The organism is Streptomyces sp. NPDC127097 (assembly GCF_042724075.1).
Lineage (GTDB): Bacteria > Actinomycetota > Actinomycetes > Streptomycetales > Streptomycetaceae > Streptomyces.
This window is the reverse complement of record NZ_JBHXFI010000057.1, coordinates 1-18806: the sequence shown is the minus strand read 5'-3', so window position 1 is coordinate 18806 and position 18806 is coordinate 1. Positions and strand designations below refer to the sequence as shown.

General features: G+C 71.8%; 15 protein-coding genes. 10 read left to right on the top strand and 5 right to left on the bottom strand.

The features are described from left to right. Positions 1-43 precede the first annotated feature (43 nt). Positions 44-1687, top strand: a complete 1644-nt coding sequence (locus tag ACFWJW_RS31025; protein ID WP_387247500.1) for a DNA-3-methyladenine glycosylase 2 family protein — start codon at positions 44-46, stop codon at positions 1685-1687. Between the two features lie 4 nt (positions 1688-1691). Here the strand turns inward: ACFWJW_RS31025 and ACFWJW_RS31020 are convergent, their stop codons facing one another. Beyond that, positions 1692-2174 carry a DUF456 domain-containing protein gene (locus ACFWJW_RS31020; protein ID WP_387247499.1) on the bottom strand — a complete coding sequence of 161 codons (483 nt, stop codon included), beginning with the start codon at positions 2172-2174 and terminating at the stop codon, positions 1692-1694. Between the two features lie 494 nt (positions 2175-2668). On the opposite strand from ACFWJW_RS31020, the gene ACFWJW_RS31015 reads away from it, so the two are divergent. The 3 genes from ACFWJW_RS31015 to ACFWJW_RS31005 all read left to right on the top strand — a co-directional run bounded on the left by ACFWJW_RS31015 (position 2669) and on the right by ACFWJW_RS31005 (position 6779). Further along, positions 2669-3922: a protein phosphatase 2C domain-containing protein gene (locus tag ACFWJW_RS31015; RefSeq protein WP_387247498.1), complete on the top strand. Its 1254-nt coding sequence runs from the start codon at positions 2669-2671 to the stop codon at positions 3920-3922. A gap of 173 nt (positions 3923-4095) precedes the next feature. Further along, positions 4096-5838: a pyruvate dehydrogenase gene (locus ACFWJW_RS31010; protein WP_387247497.1), complete on the top strand. Its 1743-nt coding sequence runs from the start codon at positions 4096-4098 to the stop codon at positions 5836-5838. Positions 5839-6221: 383 nt separating this feature from the next. After that, the gene (locus ACFWJW_RS31005; protein ID WP_387247525.1) at positions 6222-6779 is read left to right on the top strand and encodes a DUF3291 domain-containing protein; all 558 of its coding nucleotides are present in this window, start codon (positions 6222-6224) and stop codon (positions 6777-6779) included. Between the two features lie 87 nt (positions 6780-6866). On the opposite strand, the gene ACFWJW_RS31000 is transcribed toward ACFWJW_RS31005, so the two are convergent. Then, positions 6867-7310: a MarR family winged helix-turn-helix transcriptional regulator gene (locus ACFWJW_RS31000; RefSeq protein ID WP_387247496.1), complete on the bottom strand. Its 444-nt coding sequence runs from the start codon at positions 7308-7310 to the stop codon at positions 6867-6869. Between the two features lie 97 nt (positions 7311-7407). On the opposite strand from ACFWJW_RS31000, the gene ACFWJW_RS30995 reads away from it, so the two are divergent. Then, positions 7408-7800, top strand: a complete 393-nt coding sequence (locus ACFWJW_RS30995; protein ID WP_387247495.1) for a nuclear transport factor 2 family protein — start codon at positions 7408-7410, stop codon at positions 7798-7800. A 43-nt stretch (positions 7801-7843) separates the two neighbouring features. Here ACFWJW_RS30995 and ACFWJW_RS30990 read toward each other — a convergent pair whose 3' ends face one another. Further along, the gene (locus ACFWJW_RS30990) at positions 7844-8932 is read right to left on the bottom strand and encodes a M20 family metallopeptidase (protein ID WP_387247524.1); all 1089 of its coding nucleotides are present in this window, start codon (positions 8930-8932) and stop codon (positions 7844-7846) included. 330 nt (positions 8933-9262) lie between these two features. Here ACFWJW_RS30990 and ACFWJW_RS30985 point away from each other — a divergent pair, with 330 nt between their 5' ends. Continuing rightward, positions 9263-9610, top strand: a complete 348-nt coding sequence (locus ACFWJW_RS30985; protein WP_387247494.1) for a chaplin — start codon at positions 9263-9265, stop codon at positions 9608-9610. A 222-nt stretch (positions 9611-9832) separates the two neighbouring features. Here the strand turns inward: ACFWJW_RS30985 and ACFWJW_RS30980 are convergent, their stop codons facing one another. Next, entirely contained in the window at positions 9833-12961 is a 3129-nt protein-coding gene (locus ACFWJW_RS30980) for an alpha-mannosidase (protein ID WP_387247493.1), read from the bottom strand. Between the two features lie 368 nt (positions 12962-13329). Here ACFWJW_RS30980 and ACFWJW_RS30975 point away from each other — a divergent pair, with 368 nt between their 5' ends. Further along, entirely contained in the window at positions 13330-13707 is a 378-nt protein-coding gene (locus ACFWJW_RS30975; RefSeq protein WP_085923925.1) for an ATP-binding protein, read from the top strand. Positions 13708-13747: 40 nt separating this feature from the next. On the opposite strand, the gene ACFWJW_RS30970 is transcribed toward ACFWJW_RS30975, so the two are convergent. Next, positions 13748-14833: a DUF2637 domain-containing protein gene (locus ACFWJW_RS30970; RefSeq protein ID WP_387247492.1), complete on the bottom strand. Its 1086-nt coding sequence runs from the start codon at positions 14831-14833 to the stop codon at positions 13748-13750. Positions 14834-15365: 532 nt separating this feature from the next. Here ACFWJW_RS30970 and ACFWJW_RS30965 point away from each other — a divergent pair. The 3 genes from ACFWJW_RS30965 (at position 15366) to ACFWJW_RS30955 (ending at position 18731) form a co-directional block, all read left to right on the top strand. Then, on the top strand, positions 15366-16376 hold the full coding sequence (locus tag ACFWJW_RS30965) for a helix-turn-helix domain-containing protein (RefSeq protein ID WP_387247523.1): 1011 nt from the start codon (positions 15366-15368) through the stop codon (positions 16374-16376). A 146-nt stretch (positions 16377-16522) separates the two neighbouring features. After that, on the top strand, positions 16523-17728 hold the full coding sequence (locus ACFWJW_RS30960; protein ID WP_387247491.1) for a S8 family peptidase: 1206 nt from the start codon (positions 16523-16525) through the stop codon (positions 17726-17728). Between the two features lie 100 nt (positions 17729-17828). Next, positions 17829-18731, top strand: a complete 903-nt coding sequence (locus ACFWJW_RS30955) for an alkaline phosphatase family protein (RefSeq protein WP_387247490.1) — start codon at positions 17829-17831, stop codon at positions 18729-18731. Positions 18732-18806 lie beyond the last annotated feature (75 nt).

Below are 18806 nucleotides of genomic sequence, written 5' to 3'. Positions count from 1 at the left end.
GTGGGGGCGGCCGCCCGGGGCCGCCCTCACCGCCCCAAACGCCATGTCCGATTTCCGCCAGCCCGGTGCGCCGCACCCGGCGCACACTGGGGGCGTGAGGGACGACGAGGCCAGGTACGAAGCGGTGACCAGCCGGGATGCGCGGTTCGACGGGGAATTCTTCTTCGCCGTGGTGACGACCGGTATCTACTGCCGGCCGAGCTGCCCCGCGGTGACTCCCAAGCGGGTGAACGTGCGGTTCTTCCCGTCGGCCGCCGCCGCGCAGGCGGCCGGTTTCCGGGCCTGCCGCCGCTGCCGGCCGGACGCCGTGCCGGGATCCGCGGAGTGGAATGTACGCGCCGACCTGGTCGGTCGGGCCATGCGGCTGATCGGGGACGGCGTGGTCGACCGGGAGGGCGTCGGCGGGCTGGCGCGCCGGCTGGGCTACAGCCCGCGCCAGGTACAGCGGCAGCTGACCGCGGAGCTCGGCGCGGGCCCGGTGGCGCTGGCGCGGGCCCGCCGGGCACACACCGCGCGGGTGCTGCTCCAGACCACCGCGCTGCCGGTCACCGAGCTGGCGTTCGCGGCCGGTTTCGCCAGCATCCGGCAGTTCAACGACACGATCCGGGAGATCTACGCGGGCACGCCCAGCGAACTGCGGGCGGCGGCCGGGAACGGGGGTGCCGCCGCCCGCCACCCCGCCGCGGCCGGTCCGGGGACCGCGACCGGCCCGGCACCCGGCCCCGCGAACCGCGCCGAGCCCACCGGCATTCCGCTCCGGCTCGCCTACCGCGGGCCGTACGCGGCCGCCGAGATCTTCGACTTCCTCCAGGTACGGGCGGTGCCGGGGGTCGAGGAGACCCGTGGCCCCCGCGGCGGGCGCACCTACCGCCGTACGCTGCGGCTCACCCATGGCAGCGGCATCGCCGAGGTCGACGAGCCCGCCGGGCCGCACCGGCGGCGTCGGCCACCGGCGGGCCTGGTGTGTCCGGCGGCGCGCGGTACGGACGGCGGCTGGCTGGAGTGCCGGCTGCGGCTGACCGACCTGCGGGATCTGTCGACGGCCGTACGGCGCCTCCGCCGGCTGTTCGACCTGGACGCCGACCCGTACGCGGTCGCCGAGCGGCTGGGCGCCGATCCGCTGCTCGGCCCGTTGGTGGCCGAGCGGCCGGGACTGCGGTCACCCGGCGCCGCCGACCCCGAGGAACTGGCGGTCCGGACCGTGCTGGGCGGCCCGCCGGAACGCGCCGCCGCACTGGTGCGGACGTACGGCAAACCGCTGGACGCGCCGGACGGCGGGCTCACCCACCTCTTCCCGGCGCCCGGGGAACTGACCGGCGCGGAGGTCGCGGAGCCGGTGCGCACCCTGTGCACCGCACTCGCCGACGGCGCGCTCACGCTGGACGCGGGCGCGGACCGCGGCACCACCGAACGGGCCCTGGCCGCCCTGCCCGGCATCGGCCCGCGCACCGCCGCGTACCTCAGGATGCGGGCCCTGGGCGACCCCGACGTGGGGACGGCGGCGGAGGCGGATGCGGAGCGGGGCGGGACGGCGGGCCCGGCCGCTTGGCGGCCTTGGGGCGCCTATGCCCTGCACCATCTCTGGCGGGCCGGGCTGCTGCCGGCGGGCGAGATGCCGTCGGCGGGCGAGATGCCATCGGCGGCGCCGCCATCACCCCCCTACGCCCTGGCCGGCCACGCCGGATGACGCCTCAGCCCGCCACCACGGCCCCGGTCCACGCGCCGACGACCAGCAGACAGGCGAACAGCTCGACCAGCACGCTCAGCCCGATGGCGCGCAGGGCCGTACGGGTCGAGGCCCAGGCGTCGCCATGGCTGCCGAGCCGGACGCGTTCCAGCAGATAGAGACCGCCGACCGAGCCCAGCAGGCCCCCGATGACCGGGATCACGAAGAAGCCCACGATGCCGGCCACGCCCGCCAGGAACAGGGCCCGGTACGGCGTGCCCACGGCCCGCAGATCGCGGGCCGGCAGCAGCCACTTGACCACCTGATTGAGCAGCAACACGGCGGTGGCGGACATCAGCACCACCCAGGCGGGCCCGGATTTCTCGGACAGCGTCCACCACATGACGCCCGCCCAGACGATCAGCGGCCCGGGAATGCCGGGCACCAGCACCCCGAGCAGCCCGAGCAGCATCACCAGACCGGCCGCGACCAGCTGCCACGCACTCATGCGCCGGCCGCGTTCCGCCCGGCCCACCCGCCGTCGCCCCGCGCGCACCGTCGCGTCGCCCGCTCGCTCATGTGCCGCCCCCGCTGAGCTCGGCCCGCCTGCCTTCGTGACGCGCGCACCCCTGAACCGTCCGCTCGCTGCGCTCGCTCACGCGCCGGCCTCACTCCCGGCGGGCGCAGGCCCCGTGACGGCTCGTACGCTGCACACTCTCATGGGCCCAGCGTGCCGGAAGCGGCCCGGAAGCGCTTGCCGGCGGGCGGGCGGAGTACGGGCCGGAACACGGGGCCGGAGAGGGCGACGGACGTATCCGTCACCCCGAGGCCGAACCGGCCGCCACCCAAGGAGCCCAGGCCCACCCCCGACCCGACCCGCCCCCACCGATGACATGCGCTGATCACCGACCTGCCGGCCGGTCACCCTTCGGGGGCCGAACGCCCGGTGGACGCTCTTTCGCGCCCTGTTGAGGGCGCGGCCGCGCAGGGACAATACGGCACATGAACCAGCAGGGGGCCGATTGCGGCCAGGAGGACGACTGGTGGCGGCAGTTGTACGGCGAGGGAGGGGGCGACGACGCACCGGGACGCGCCGCGGTGCGCGATGCCGGGCCGTCCGACGCCCCGGACACCCTCGATGACCGGGTCGCCTCGGCGCTCCGGGCGGTCGCCACACCACGGCGGCCGACGCCGGCCCCCCAGCCGCCCCCGGCCCGTGCCGCGTCCTCCCCGCCGGCACCGATCCCGCTCCAGGCCACCGGCCCCCGCCCGGCATCCCCCGCCCGGCCCGCCGCCCCGTCCACGCCCGAGGCACCCCGCGACATCGAACCGGCCCCCGCCGGAATCCCGGCCGACCGGCCGTCGCCGTCCGGACCCGAGCTGGGCACCCTGCCCGCCGCCGACCCGGCCGCCCTCGACGAACTGGTGCCGGACACCGCGCTGGACGGTGCCCGGTACGGCTCGCTGACCCTGCTCGCCACCTCCCGGCGCGGCGACCTCGCCCGCCACCGCGGTGACGTACGCCGCGACGCGCTGCTCACCGCCCGCTTCGGGGCCGGCCGGCACGCCCTGATCCTGGTCGCCGTCGCCACCGGCCGGCCGGCCGGTGAGGGTGCCCATCGCGCCGCCCACGAAGCCTGCGCCCGGATCGGCAGCGCGGTCGGCCGCAGTTACACCCGACTGGCGGAGGACATCCGTACGGACCACCGCAGCGCCCTCAAGTCCGGGCTTCAGCGGCTCACCGATCGCAGCTACGGCAGGCTGCGCGGCCGGTCCCGGGAGCCGGACGCCGCAGCGGAGCGGTACACCCCCGTGCTGCGCTGTCTGCTGCTGCCCGCCGACCCGGACTGCCGTACCCGGGTGTTCTTCGGCATCGGCGCGGGCGGCCTGTTCCGGCTCCGCGACGGCGCCTGGGAGGACTTGGAGCCCGCGGCGCCGGACCAGACCGTGTACGGGGGAGCGGACGGCACCGGCGGACGGCCGCGTTCCGCCGCCGGCCGGTCAGCTGCCGACGGCCCCGACCGGTCCGATCCGTTCCTTTTCCGGACGGCCTTCGCCCGTCCGGGCGACACCCTGCTGCTGTGCAGCGCCGGGCTCGCCGAGCCGCTCCAGCAGGAGCCCGCGTTCGCCGCCCGGCTGGCCGGACAGTGGTCCGCCGCCGAGCCCCCGGACCTGGTGGCATTCCTCGCCGCCGCGCAACTTCAGGTGGCGGGTCACTCGAAGGACCGTACGGCCGTCGGGGTGTGGGAGTCGTAGCGACGGGCACACGCGGTTCCGGAGCGCGGGCGGGAAGGAGCCGCGCAGCGGAGGCGGTGCGGGGCGCCGCATGGGTACATGGGACAGGGCCCCGGAGGTTCCCGGAACGGGGCCCACCGCACCAGCGGGCCGTCACCCGCCCGCCGCACACCCGTCGAAGGAGCGACAGCGACATGGCGAAGCAGACCGTGGCCGAGCAGTTCGTGGACATCCTCGTGCGGGCAGGGGTGCGACGGCTCTACGGCGTCGTCGGCGACAGCCTGAACCCGGTGGTGGACGCCATCCGCCGGAACTCCGCGATCGACTGGATCCAGGTCCGGCACGAGGAGACCGCCGCCTTCGCCGCCGGGGCGGAAGCACAGCTCACCAACTCCCTCGCGGCCTGCGCCGGCTCCTGCGGCCCCGGCAATCTGCACCTCATCAACGGCCTGTTCGACGCCCACCGTTCGATGGCCCCGGTCCTCGCCCTGGCCTCCCACATCCCCTCCAGCGAGATCGGCACCACCTTCTTCCAGGAGACCCACCCCGACCGGCTGTTCACCGAGTGCAGCCACTACAGCGAGCTGATCTCCAGCACCAAGCAGATGCCGAGGGTGCTCCAGACCGCGATCCAGCACGCCATCGGGCAGAGCGGCGTCGCGGTCGTCTCGCTCCCCGGCGACATCGCCGCCGAGCAGGCCCCCGAGCGCGCCATCGAACACGCCCTGGTCACCGCGCGCCCGTCCGTACGCCCCGGAGACGCCGAACTCGACGCACTGGCCACGATGATCGACGAGGCCGACAAGGTCACGCTGTTCTGCGGCAGCGGCACGGCGGGCGCGCATGCCGAGGTGATGGAGTTCGCCGAGCGGGTGAAGTCCCCGGTCGGACATGCGCTGCGCGGCAAGGAATGGATCCAGTACGACAACCCGTATGACGTGGGCATGAGCGGGCTGCTCGGCTATGGCGCGGCCTACGAGGCCACCCATGAGTGCGATCTGCTGATCCTGCTCGGCACGGACTTCCCGTACAACGCGTTCCTGCCCGATGACGTCAAGATCGTCCAGGTCGATGTCCGGCCCGAACACCTGGGCCGCCGCACCACGCTCGACCTGGCCGTCTGGGGCGATGTCCGCGAGACGCTGCGCGGGCTGATCCCCAAGGTCCGGCCGAAGGAGAACCGTAAGTTCCTCGACCGGATGCTGAAGAAGCATGCCGAGGCGCTGGAAGGCGTGGTCAAGGCATACACCCGCAAGGTCGAGAAGCACACCCCGATCCACCCCGAGTACGTGGCCTCCGTCCTGGACGAAGAGGCCGCCGACGACGCCGTCTTCACCGTCGACACCGGCATGTGCAACGTCTGGGCCGCCCGCTATCTCACCCCCAACGGCCGCCGCCGGGTGATCGGTTCGTTCAGCCACGGCTCGATGGCCAATGCGCTCCCACAGGCCATCGGCGCCCAGTTCATCGACCGGCGGCGGCAGATCGTCTCCATGTCGGGCGACGGCGGATTCTCCATGCTGATGGGGGACTTCCTCACCCTGGTCCAGTACGACCTGCCGGTGAAGGTGGTGCTGTTCAACAACTCCTCGCTGGGCATGGTGGAGCTGGAGATGCTGGTCTCCGGTCTGCCGTCGTACGGCACCACCAACCAGAACCCGGACTTCGCGGCCATCGCCCGCGCGGCCGGGGCGCACGGCGTCCGGGTGGAGAAGCCCAAGCAGCTGCGCGGCGCCCTGCGCGACGCCTTCCGCCACAAGGGCCCGGCCCTGGTCGACATCGTCACCGACCCCAACGCCCTGTCCATGCCGCCGAAGATCAGCGCCGAGATGGTCTCCGGCTTCGCCCTGTCGGCCGGAAAGATGGTGCTGGACGGCGGAGTCGGCCGCATGCTGCAAATGGCCCGCTCCAACTTGCGGAACATTCCGCGGCCTTAGGGGTCGGCGCCGTAAAGAACGGGGCGATCCCCCGCCGGTGGGAGCGTCCACGCGCGGCGTGCCGCACCACCTGTGCACATGGCGGCCGAGCCGACCGGCCGAAGCAGATCAATGGCACCCCGCAGCCTGCCCCGCCCGTCACCCCCCAGCCCCCGAAATGACCGGTGCACGAAGCCACTTGGGCAGGGAAAACGCAACTTCGACATGGCTCGCGGAGGCAGCTACCTTCACCTGGTCTTCGGCGATCGCCCACGGTCGCACAGGAGTTCCTTCGGGCTGAGCCACCCGTGACGGGATGCATTGGTCACGCCCCAGGAATCCTCGCCCCCATGCGTAAGCCACCGAACCGGGTCCACACCAGGCACCCCGACCAGGGAGAGACCATGCCCCATCTTGCGCTGTACACCTTCGGCGTCCTGAAGTCGCCTCTCACCGATCCCGGCCCTCTCACGCGCGAACTCCACGTCCGCGGCGAGGCCATCTACCGGAAGATCAGCCGGCACCCCGGATACCTCGCTCGCGCCGAAGCGGTGAACCGCGGCCGGGGCACACACTTCGACCTGGACTGGGGTGCCTGGGGAGAGTTCACCGTACCGACCTGGTACGGCAAGGGCCGCACGGTGGAAACCACCGCCCTGGACGCGACCCTCTCCCTCTGGACCGACCTGCGCCCCGCCTTGGACGCCATCTACACCGGTCTGCACCGCGAGGCACTGAACAGGCGCTACGACTGGTTCGAGAGGACAGAGCACCCGAATTACGTGTGCTGGTGGGTCTCCGACGGCGTGATACCCACCTGGCGGGACGGGGTCTCCCACCTGGAACACCTCCACGACCACGGCCCCGCACCGCACGCCTTCACCTTCCACCACTCGTTCGCCCCGGACGGAACTCCGACCAGGATCAAAGACGCCGGGCCGAAGAGCGACCAGGTGCGCTGACAAGGAGGCCCGAACGACCGGGTCCGCTGTCAAACGCCCGAGAGGGGCGGTGGTGCGGGGCCCCGCGGCCCTTCGCCGCCCGCCGCCCTAACCGAACGGGCCGTCGACGGTGAACCGCCGCAGCTGACGGGCGAACGCCTCGGCCTCGCCCGGTGGCCACTCGGACAGACTCGCCATGATGTGGGCGGCCAGCCGCTCCCGCAGCTCGGCCACCGCGCGGTGGCCCTGCTCGGTGAGGACGAGCAACTGCGCGCGCCGGTCGGCGGGATCGGCCTCGCGGCGGACGAGGCCGGCGGCCTCCAGCCGTGAGGCCCGCCGGGTGACACCGGAGCGGTCGACCCCGGCGTCGGGCGCCAGGTCGGCCGCGCTGCGGGGCCCGGTCCGGGCCAGTGCGCTGAGGACCGGGTACGTCAGTTCGTCCACCGCCTCCCCCATGCCCTCGGTGAGCTGCTGGTGCAGTTGTGTGCGGGTGGTGCGCCTGAGCAGGATGCCCAGCGCTTCTGCGATCTCATGTCCTGCTTCGTTCTCCACCTCACCAGAATAGCGTGCGCTGCGCACGCGTCTGCTGCTACAGTGCGGGAGATGCGTGCGCAACGCACGCACTTCTTCTTCCTTGAGGGGACCTCCCATGACGCACACCGGCATCGAAGCCGCCATGAACGACCTGCTCTTCGCCCGCGACATCACCGTGCAGGAAGCCGCCGACCGCCACTTCGCCCCGGAGTACCGCCAGCGCACGGACGGCGAGTGGATCGACCGCGCCGGGTTCGTCGAGCACATCACCCACCTGCGCACCCTCGTCGCCGACGGTCAGGTCCAGGTCCAGGAGGAGCTGTGCGACGGCAGCAAGTACGCCGACCGGCACACCGTCGACATCACCAAGAAGGACGGCTCGACCGTGCGCATGGAGGTCTATGTGTTCGCCGACTTCGCGCCCGACGGCCGGTTCCGCCGTATCGAGGAGACCACCCTGATGCTCCAGGGCGCCGACGCCGACCGCAACATGGGCAGCGCCCGCTGAGATCCGGTACGCGATCGGTACCGCGGCCCCGCCGCCCGCTCCCTCACCGCGCGCGGACGGACCCGTTCCCCTCCGGGCGCTGAAGGGCGTTCACCAGCCCGGCGATCAGCGCCGCCCGCTCGGCCATGGCGTCGATCACCACATACTCGTGATCGGCGTGGGCACCGCCCCCGACCGCTCCCAGGCCATCGAGGGTGGGCACCCCCAGCGCGGCCGTGAAGTTGCCATCGCTTCCGCCGCCGACGGCCACGGCCTCGATACCGGGAAGCAGCTGCTGCGCCACCGCGAAGAGCCCGGCCGCCGCCGACTCGGGCATCGGCGGCCGGCCGACGCCGCCCGTCACCGCGATCTCCGCCTCGTCGACGTGTGGAGCAAGTGCCGCGAAGGCGGCCTCGATCCGCTCCTTCTCCTCGGCCGACTCGACCCGGACATCGACGGTGATGGTCGCCTCCGCGGGCACGACGTTGTCCAGGGTTCCCGCGGAGGCGACCGTCGGGGTCACGGTCGTGCCGATCTCGGGCCGGCCGAGCGCCGCGATATCCAGGACCTGGTGGGCCGCTTCGACCAGGGCATTGACCCCGGCCGCCGGTTCCAGGCCCGCGTGCGAGGCCCGGCCCGTGAGGGAGACATGGAACGTGCCGCAGCCCTTACGGGCGGTCTTGAGGGCCCCGCCCTCCGCGGCACCCTCACCCACCAGTACGGCGCCGCAGGCGAGGGCGCGCTCCTCGATGAGGGCCCGGGAGGAGTGGGAGCCGACCTCTTCGTCGGCGGTCACCAGGATCTCGACGCCCGAGCGGTCCTCGGCCATCGCCACGCCATGGATCGCCTGCACCAGCCCGCCGAGCATGTCGAAGACGCCGGGGCCGGTCGCCCGCCCGTCCGCGACCGTGAACGGGCGGCGCGCCAGCGTGCCGAGCGGGAACACCGTGTCATGGTGACCGAGGATCAGGACCTTCGGATCGCCGCCGCCGGACCAGTGGACGTGCGGCCCGGCTTCGCTCTCGACGAGGACGGCCCGCCCGCCGAGCCGACGCTCGATGACGCCGGCGACAACCTTGGCCGACGCCCGCAAGGCGTCGAGATCGCGGGAGGGGGACTCGACCTCGACGAGCGTCCTGAGGTCCTCGGTCATCGCGTCGATGTCTGCGTCGACGATGTGGTGCGGCGTCACGCCGCAAGCGTACGTCGAACACCGTGCCGGAACGGGCTCACCTGCCCGCTTCCCCGCTTCTCGCCCGGGGTTCGGCCGATGTCCTTGACCTCGCCACGCGATCTCTAAACCACACTTATCCCCGGAAAGAGTGAAATGTTAGCAAACTCTCTCAGTATGGGGCCGTACGCGCCGAAGGGAAGTAACAGGAAGCGGCAGTGAGCCGCTTGGAGCGATCGGGAGATTGTTATGTCACGGATCACGCGGGTGACTGCTGTGGCCGCTCTTGCGGCAAGCACCGCCCTGGGGGGCATGTCGGCAGCGTTCGCAGACGCCGGCGCGGCCGGCGGCGCGGCCAATTCGCCGGGAGTGGTGTCGGGCAATGCGATTCAGGTCCCGATCCACATTCCCATCAACGTGTGCGGCAACACCGTCAATATCGTGGCGCTGCTGAACCCGGCCTTCGGCAACACCTGCCTCAACGGTCACATCGAGCGCCGGGTGGAGGTGCACCGTCACCACCACGTCACGCACCACCACCACGTCAAGCACGCCAAGAAGAAGCACCACGTCAAGAAGCACCACAACAAGAAGCACCACCACCGGCCGTCCGGTGGCGTGCACACCGGCGGTGGCGGTCTGGTCGACGTCGAGCGCTAGGCCGCTCGCTTGGATCATCTGATCGTTGCAAGCGTGCGTGCACCGCGCCGCGGGCCCGGCCTACGCCGATAAGGGCCCGCACCGCACGGTGAGGAGGCTCTCCACGATCACGCACGCTCACCGGCACACGGCCGGGGTCCCGTTCCACGGGGCCCCGGCCGGCGCGTTGTCCGGCCCCTTCCCGCGCGGCCGGTCCGCCGCCGGTCCACCGAACACCCGGGCTCACCCGGCAGGCGGATGCTGCGGCCGGAGCCGGAGGGTCAGGATCTGGAACGGGCGCAGCTCGACCGCCACATCGGACGTCGGGCCTTCCTCCTCCTCGTGCAGCGGACGCTCCAACAGGTCGGTCACGGTGGCGTGTGCCACCGGGAAACTTGGGGAGACGGTGCCGGTGGCACGGCCGCCGTGGGACTCGTACAGCCGCACCACCACATCGCCGCTGCGGTCCTCGGCGAGCTTGACCGACTCGACGGTGACGGCCGGATGGTCGACGCGGATCAGCGGGGGCACGGGCGGCACGTCGGCCGTCCGGAGGGGCAGGTTGAGGGCCAGGCCCTCGGCGACCGCGTCCCCGACCCCGGCGCCCGGCAGCAGTGCGTAGGTGAAGCGGTGGGCGCCCTGGTCGGTCTCCGGGTCGGGACTGTGCGGGGCGCGCAGCAGGGTCAGCCGTACCGTCGTGCCCAGGCCCTCGGGGTGCGGGGTGCGGGTCACGTCATGCCCGTAGGTCGAGTCGTTGAGCAGCGCGACGCCGTAACCCGGCTCGGCGACCCGCAGCCAGCGGTGCGCACAGATCTCGAAACGGGCCGCGTCCCAGCTGGTGTTGGTGTGCGTGGGGCGGTGGACGTGTCCGAACTGGATCTCGGAGGTGGACCGTTCGGCGTGCACATCCAGGGGGAAGGCGGCCTTGAGGACCTTCTCGGACTCGTGCCAGTCGATGTCGGTGGTGATGTCGAGACGGTGTGAGCCGGCCCGCAGGGTCAGCTCCTGGGTGATCCGGGAGGCGCCGAACGCCCTGGTCACCCGGACCGTCGCGGACAGCGGCCCGGCCGTGGCCAGCTCCACGGACTCGGCGTCGGTCAGATCGGTGTGCCGGCGGCGGTAATGCCGGTCGAGGTCCCAGGCGTCGTACTGCGTGGGGTGATCGGGGTGCAGCTGAAGCAGATTGCCGCGGGCGCCCGGTGCCAGCACCTCCCGTCCGGCGTGCAGATCGCGTACGGAGGTCAGCAGACCGTCGGTGTCGACGCATACCCGCAGCAGGCCGTTGTCGAGGATGAGGGTGCCCTCGGCGGCGGCCTTCGCCCGTACGGCCGGCGGCGGTGGTGTGGGGGAGTCCGGGCCGGGCGGGCGGACGGGCGCCGAGCCCAGCGCGGGTACGTGGACCGCGACGGCGGCCGCCCCGTCCGGTCCCGGGGCCGGCAGGGTGACGATCTCGTCCCGGGCGTACGGCGAGGCGTTGAACACCGTCGGCACCTCGGCCGGCGCGGCCCCGGGATCCGCCGGCGCGCCGAGCGCCGTCTCGATGATCCCGGTCAGCTCCGCCTCGACGGCCGCATACGTGGCCCGGGCCTCGCGATGGACCCAGGCGATGGACGAGCCCGGCAGGATGTCGTGGAACTGGTGCAGCAGTACGGTCTTCCAGAGACGGTCGAGGGCGTCGTACGGGTAGGTGTACGAGCCGTCGGTGCCCGCCCGTACCGCCGCCGTCGCCGCCCACAACTCCGCCTCGCGCAACAGATGTTCACTGCGCCGGTTGCCCTGTTTGGTCTTCGCCTGTGAGGTGTACGTACCGCGGTGGAACTCCAGGTACAGCTCGCCCGACCAGACCGGCGCCGCCGCCCCGTACTCCTCATGGGCGGCCTCGAAGAACCGGGCCGGCGGCTCGATCTCGACCCGTGGTGAACCCTCCAGGGACCGCAGCCGGCGGGCCCGCTCCAGCATCTCGCGGGTCGGGCCGCCGCCACCGTCCCCCCAGCCGAAGGGGACCAGGGACCGGGTGGCGCGGCCCTTCTCGGCGAAGTTGCGTGCGGCGTGGGCGAGTTCGCGGGCGTGGAAGCGGGAGTTGTAGGTGTCGACGGGCGGGAAGTGGGTGAAGACGCGGGTGCCGTCGATGCCCTCCCACCAGAAGGTGTGGTGCGGCATCTTGTCGGTCTGGTTCCACGACAGCTTCTGGGTGAGGAACCACTTCGCGCCGGCCAGCCGGGCCAGCTGCGGGAAGGCGGCGGTGTAGCCGAACGAGTCCGGCAGCCAGATCTCCTCGGTCTCCACCCCCAGCTCCTCCAGGAAGAAGCGCTTGCCGTGCACGAGCTGCCGGGCCAGCGCCTCACCGCCGGGCATATTGGCGTCGGACTCCACCCACATCGAGCCGACCGGCGCCCAATTGCCTTTCCGTACGGCTTCCTTGATGCGCTCCCAGATCTGCGGCTGATGCTCCTTGACCCAGGCGTACTGCTGCGCCTGCGAGCAGGCGAACACCAACTCGGGGTATTCCTCCGCCAGTTGGGTGACATTGGCGAAGGTGCGCGACGCCTTGCGCACGGTCTCGCGCAGTGGCCACAGCCAGGCGGAGTCGATATGGGCGTGCCCGGTGGCCGACACGCGATGGGCGCTCGCGGTGGCCGGGCGGCTCAGTACGTCCGCCAGCGCGGCCCGCCCCGCGGCCGCCGTGCCCCCGACATCGTGCAGATCCAGCGCGTCCAGCATGTCCTCCAGGGCCCGCAGGATCTCGTGCCGGCGCGAGCCGTCGGCCGGCACCTCGTGCATCAGCTCCGACAGCACCTCGATGTCCAGGATCAGCTGCCAGACGGTCTCGTCGAGCACCGCGAGGTCCGCCGAGGCGAAGCGGTACAGCGGCCGGTGCGGAGCGGTCCGTACATCGCCGAGGTCGGTGGGCCGGAAATCCCGCAGCACCGCCGGGTTCGCGGCGGCCTCCAGCAGCAGCCGCACCTCCTCGCCGCCGCTGACCGGCGCGCCGACGGGGAGGTGCCGGTTGCGCGGATGGATGCCCTTGAGCGGAACCCCGTCGGCGTCGTACAGCAGCCCCTCGGCCTGGAAGCCGGGCCCGTCGCCGCTGAAGCCGGGATCGATGACGGCCTCCACCCGCCGCCCCGCCCACTCCTGCGGCACCTCACCCGCCAGCCGGAACCAGCTGGTGGACCACGGCGGCCCCCAGGGCTCGCCGACCGTGAACGGCTCGTACGTGGCCGCGAGCGCCTCGCTCACCGGCCCCGGTTCCCCGGGCGCGTGCCAGACGGCCAGCCGCAGGGGCACCCGCGCCGCGTACTGCGCGGGCCGGATGAACTGCCCCAGCGCCCGCTCCAGGCGCCCCTCCACCAGCAGTCGGTCGTCGTGCACAGCGGCTCCTCACGCTCGTACTCCCACGCCCCGGGACGCGGGCGGGCTGCCCCGGCGGCAACCGGGGGGTGCTTCCTCGTGTCCGGGCGCGGCCGGGTTCGCGACAGGCTCGGGGTCAGGCATACCCACTGGGGCCCGGCCCGGCCCACCCGGCGCGCGGGCGGCGCACCGGCGACGTGGCGCGCGGAAGCATGGCGGCAGATCCGATGGGCATGCTGACCGTGAGGCTGTTCGAGGCAGAGCGCCGAGGTTCGTTGGGGGCGGGGGAGAAAATGCGTCAGCCTGTGCGGCGCGAGGAACGGGACAGAAGGCAGGAAACGGCCGAGGGGGGCCGGAACGGGGGGACCACCGCGCGAGGGCCACGCGTGCTGGAGCGGAAGGTGCGGCATGCGGATCTGAAGGCGGTCGGTGAGGTGCGGCGGGAGCTGCGCCAGCTGCTGAGCCGCTGGACGGTGCCGGGGGGCGGCGAGCTCGCGGAGGTCGCGACGCTGCTCACCAGCGAGCTGGTCACCAATGCCCTGGTGCATGCCGAGGGCGGCGCCGTCGTCACCGCCCGGGTCAGCGACCGGCTGCGGGTGGAGGTCCGGGACTTCGTCCCCGGACGCCCCGAGCCGCGCCCACCGACCACCGACGGGACCTCCGGCAGGGGGCTGATGCTGGTGCGTTCCTTAGCCGACGCATGGGGGATACGCACCGAGAGCCTCGGGAAGAGCGTGTGGTTCGAGCTGGGCGGCGGACCGGCCTGACCCATGGGCGGGGGCGTCGGTCGGCGCGGTCCGCCACCGGTCAGCCGAATTGCCGTTCGATCTCGGCGAGTTTCTCCTCGAGGGAGTCCAGACGGGGAATCGTCTGGGTGTCGTCCTCGGCGGTGAGATCCACGGTCCGCGGGGGCCCGGCCGGAGCCCCGGCACCCTCCGCCTCAGCGCCCGCCACGGCTTTGAGGGCCGGGCGGGAGCGCACCGGCGACTCTCCGGTGAGCAGTGGCTGGGGGGTACCAACTATGGCGGGGTCGGGGCCGGCCACCTCCGCGCCCGCCGCCTGGGGCACCGCCAGCTGCCGGCCGCCGGCCCGGCCGAGGCCCCAGCTGCGGTGCTGCCGGTTGATGGCCTTGATGCGGGCCCGGTCGAGCTTGCCCTGCTCGCGCCGGCGGTGCCGGTTCTGCTCCTTCTCCCGCCGGTCCTCGCGGACCTCCTCGACCGCCTCGTCCAGCGTCCGTACGCCCTCCAGCAGCATCAGCGACCAGGCCGCGAAGGTCTCGCGGGGCGCGCGCAGCCAGCGGACGATCCGGATCTGCGGCAGCGGCCGCGGCACCAGTCCCTGCTCGCGCAGCGCCGCCCGGCGGGTCTGCTTGAGCGCCCGGTCGAAGAGGACCGCGGCCGACAGCGACATCCCGGCGAAGAACTGCGGTGCGCCCGCGTGCCCCAGGCCGCGCGGCGCATGCACCCAGTTGAACCACGCCGCCGCGCCCGCGAACGTCCACACCAGCAGCCGGGAGCCGAGCGCCGCATCGCCGTGACTGGCCTCCCGCACGGCGAGCACGGAACAGAACATCGCCGCACCGTCGAGCCCGAACGGCACCAGATACTCCCAGCCCCCGGAGAGGTTGAGGTTCTGCACACCGAAGCCGACCAGCCCGTGGAAGGACAGCGCGGCGGCGACCGCCGCACAGCAGAACAGCAGCAGATAGGAGGCCGACGCGAAAACGGTCTCCTTACGGCGGCGGCGCTCCTCACTGCGCTCCCAGGAATCCTCACCGGCGGCCCGGGCCGCCGCCCGCTTCCCACGCACCACCAGCGCCGCGGCCGCGAACACACCGACGAGCAGCAAGGCGCCGGGAACCAGCCAGTCCAGCGATATATCGGTCATTCTCATTCTGGGATCCCTTTGCCTCGGGTACGCGATGTGCGCGACATCCTGACGGAACCCACCCCCGTAACCCAGGAATTCGGAACAAGAAGACGCCAAGGGGTGTGATGGGGCCACCGGGGGTCGAACTTGCATTCGTTCAAGGGGTGTTGAGTTCGAGAGTTGGGGGCCTGAGGGGTGTACGGTCCGGCCCCCGGCGACCGGTGCGACGCCGTCGGGAGCGTCGGCGATCGTCGGGTCCGCGGCCTCGGTGGCCTGGCGTGGGTGAACGAGGTCGGCGACGAGCCGATGGCTGTGGCGCCATCAGAATCACTGCTCTCAGGGCAATTTGCGGAGCTAAGGGCCGATGACTTCCGAGTCCGGTCCAGGCGTAAAAGAATCCTTCCTGCGTGTTTTTGGAATTAATTGCGCATTCAACTTGACAGTTGATCTTTCCGTGGCACGATGTCGGCCACGCGGGACCCGTTCGCCAACCGGAACAACTCCATCTACTTCACCGCATTTGCCTTCTTGGTCCGCATCCGGCCGGCTATCGGATGTGCGCTTGCTGAGGGGAGTTCATGTGAATGACAGGGATTTGACGGCATATCTCAGGGACCTCGGAGTGGCTCGGCAGGAGGCCGAGGTGTTTCAGGTGCTGCTTCAGGCCGGGCGCAGCAGCGCCGGGAAGCTGGGGGAGCAACTGGGCTGGGAGCGGGAGCGGGTGGAGGAATCCGTCGACCAGCTGATTGACCTGGGGCTGGTCGTCGCCGGCGGCCCGGATCACGCGGCGCCGCTGTCTCCCGCTGAGCCGAGCATGGCGCTGGACCGCCTCGTCCATGTCCGGTCGGCCGAGGTCCGGCGGGCCCAGATGGCCGCGCTGCATGCCTATCAGGACTACCGGCGCTGCACCGGTGCGCAGACCACCGATGATCTGGTCGAGGTGGTGACGGGGCCGCAGATCGTGGACCGTATATGGCAGTTCGAGAAGGCCGTGGAGTCCGAGGTGATTCGCTTCGATTCGCCGCCTTATCACACGGATGGCGGCGCGAATGACGTCGAGGTGGAGAATCTCCGACGGGGGGTGGAATACCGCGTGGTGTATTCCAGCTCCGCGGTGCGGAACTGTGCCTACTACGCAGTCAATATCGAGCCGTGCATTGCGGCCGGCGAACAGGCCCGGGTGCTGACGACGGTCCCGGTCAAACTCACGGTCTTCGACCGGCGGCTGGCGATCGTCTCGATGTCGTCCGTCGAAGCGGAATCCAATGAGGCCCTGCTGCTGGTGCGGCCGTCGAGCCTGCTGACCGCGCTCCTGGGTTTGTTCGAGACATCGTGGCGCTCCGGCCACCCCATGCACCTCAGCGAGCAGGTGCCGCGCGCATTGCGTCCCGTACAGCGCCGCATCCTGGAGCTCATGGGGACGGGGGTCACCGACGACACCATCGCGCAGCTGCTGGGCATCAGCCGCCGCACCCTCTCCCGGCACACCGAGCGGCTCTACCAACTGGCCGGCGCCACCAGCCGGTTCCAGCTCGCCCTGCACGCCGCCCGCAAGGAGTGGATCTGACGGCCTCCCGACCCGGCGGGGGAGCAGGGCCGGGCGCGGGTTGCGCATCTGTGCCACTGACACAGCTGTGCCGCCACTGCGCCTCGGTGGCCGGTACACAAAGGGAGCCCGGGGCTTCCGGGCTCCCGCACCCCCTTGGAGTAGCTGTGCCCCTGCGAATATCAAGGCTCGCCACGGTCGTCGCCCTCTCGACGGCGGTCCCTCTGCTCGCCGGTTACGTGTCCTACGCGGAGGACACGCCGCCCGTTCCCGCCGTCCGCACCTCCGCCCATGCCCTCCCGGGCCGGTACATCGTCGTCCTCAAGGACCGTACGCTGTCCGCCCGTTCGGTGGAGGAGGAGAGCGCCCGCCTCGTGAAGGCGCACGGGGGCACCGTCCGGCAGACCTACGGGACGGTGCTCAAAGGCTACGCGGCCGCGATGTCAACCCGCCAGGCGCAGCGGGTGGCGGCCGATCCTGGCGTCGCCTACGTGGAGCAGGACGCCGAGGTCCGTGGCTCCGCCGTCCAGAGCGACCCGCCGTCGTGGGGGCTCGACCGGGTGGACCAGGAAGCCCTGCCGCTGGACAGGAGCTACTCGTACGCCACGACGGCGAGCGGCGTCACGGCGTATGTCGTCGACACCGGTATCCGCACCTCGCACAGCCAGTTCCAGGGCCGGGCGTCCGTCGGGGCCGATGAAGTGGGCGACGGGCAGAACGGACAGGACTGCGCCGGTCACGGCACCCACGTCTCCGGCACCATCGGGGGCAAGGACTACGGCGTGGCCAAGGGCGTCAAGCTGGTGTCCGTGCGTGCCCTGAACTGCCAGGGCAAGGGCTCCTCGTCGTCGATCATCGCGGCCGCCGACTGGGTCACCGCCCACGCCGCCAAGCCCGCCGTGGTCAATATGAGCATCAACGGCGGCAAGAACAGCAGCGAGGACACCGCGATCAAGAAGTCCATCGCCTCCGGGGTCACCTGGGTCGTTTCCTCGGGCAACGACGACGCCGACGCCTGTGACAACTCACCCGGCGACATCGCCGCCGCCCTCGTCGTCAACAACGCCACCTCCGACGACCGGCGCCGCTCCGACTCCAACTACGGCCCCTGCACCGACCTGTTCGCCCCGGGAACGGGCATCACTTCGGCCTGGAACACGGGGGACACGGACACCCACAACCTCACTGGCACCTCGATGGCCGCACCGCATGTGACCGGCGCCGCCGCCCTCTACCTCTCCGCGCACCCGGACGCCTCCCCGGCGGAGGTCCAGCAGGCCCTCGTCGACCATGCCACGGACGGCAAGGTCTCCGACGCCGGCAGCGACAGCCCCAACCGGATGCTCTTCACCGGCGGCCTGGGCGCGCCCTGACGCTCGCCGCAGCCGCGGCGCCCACCTTCCGCCGCACGTTCCGCCCCCTTCCTTTCCGTTCCTTTCCGTTCCTTTCCGTTCCGTCCTCAGGAGGTACCCCATGCGTTTCGCCCCTCTCGCCACCACGGCCGCGGCGGTGGCCCTGACCCTGATGGCTGCCAGCGCCTTCGCGTCCGAACCCGGGCAGCGCAGCGGTCCGCGCACGACGAAGGCCGCCTCCGCCACGGCGGCGGACGCCTCGCTGCCGCAGTACGACCACATCGTGATCGTGCCGTTCGAGAACAAGAACTACACGTCCATCAAGGGCAGTTCCTCCGCGCCCTACCTCAACTCGCTCACCAAGCAAGGCGCTCTGTCCGCCAACTCGTTCGGCCTGACCCACCCCAGTCAGCCGAACTACATCGGCCTGTTCTCCGGCTCGATGCAGGGCGTCGACGACGACAGCTGCCCGAACGACTTCTCCACCGGCAACCTCGGTCAGCAGCTCATCGACGCGGGCAAGACCTTCAAGGCGTACTCGGAGGACCTGCCCAGCGCCGGCTACACCGGCTGCAAGAGCGGCGACTACCGCCGTAAGCACGCCCCCTGGGCCGACTTCCCCACGGTCGGCGACTCCACTCACCACCTGCCGTTCTCCAGCTTCCCCTCGGACTACAGCAAGCTGCCGACGGTGTCGTACGTGGTGCCCGACATGTGCCACGACATGCACGACTGCTCGGTCGGGACCGGGGACAGCTGGCTCAAGGAGAACCTCGACGACTACGCGCAGTGGGCCAAGACCCACAACAGCCTGCTCGTGGTGACCTTCGACGAGGACAATTTCACCTCGGTCAACCAGATCTACACCTCGTTCGTGGGCGCGCATGTGAAGGCCGGCTACGAGTCGCAGCAGCAGATCAACCACTACAGCGTCCTGCGCACGCTGGAGGACATGTACGGCCTGCCGGCGCTCGGCGGCGCGGCGGACGAGTCGGCCCTCGGCGACATCTGGACCTCGGAGTGATCTGACCCCGGCCCGGGGCCGCCGCCCGCCCCCCGCGGCGGGCCCCGGCCGGCCGGGCCCCCCCCCCCGCCCGCC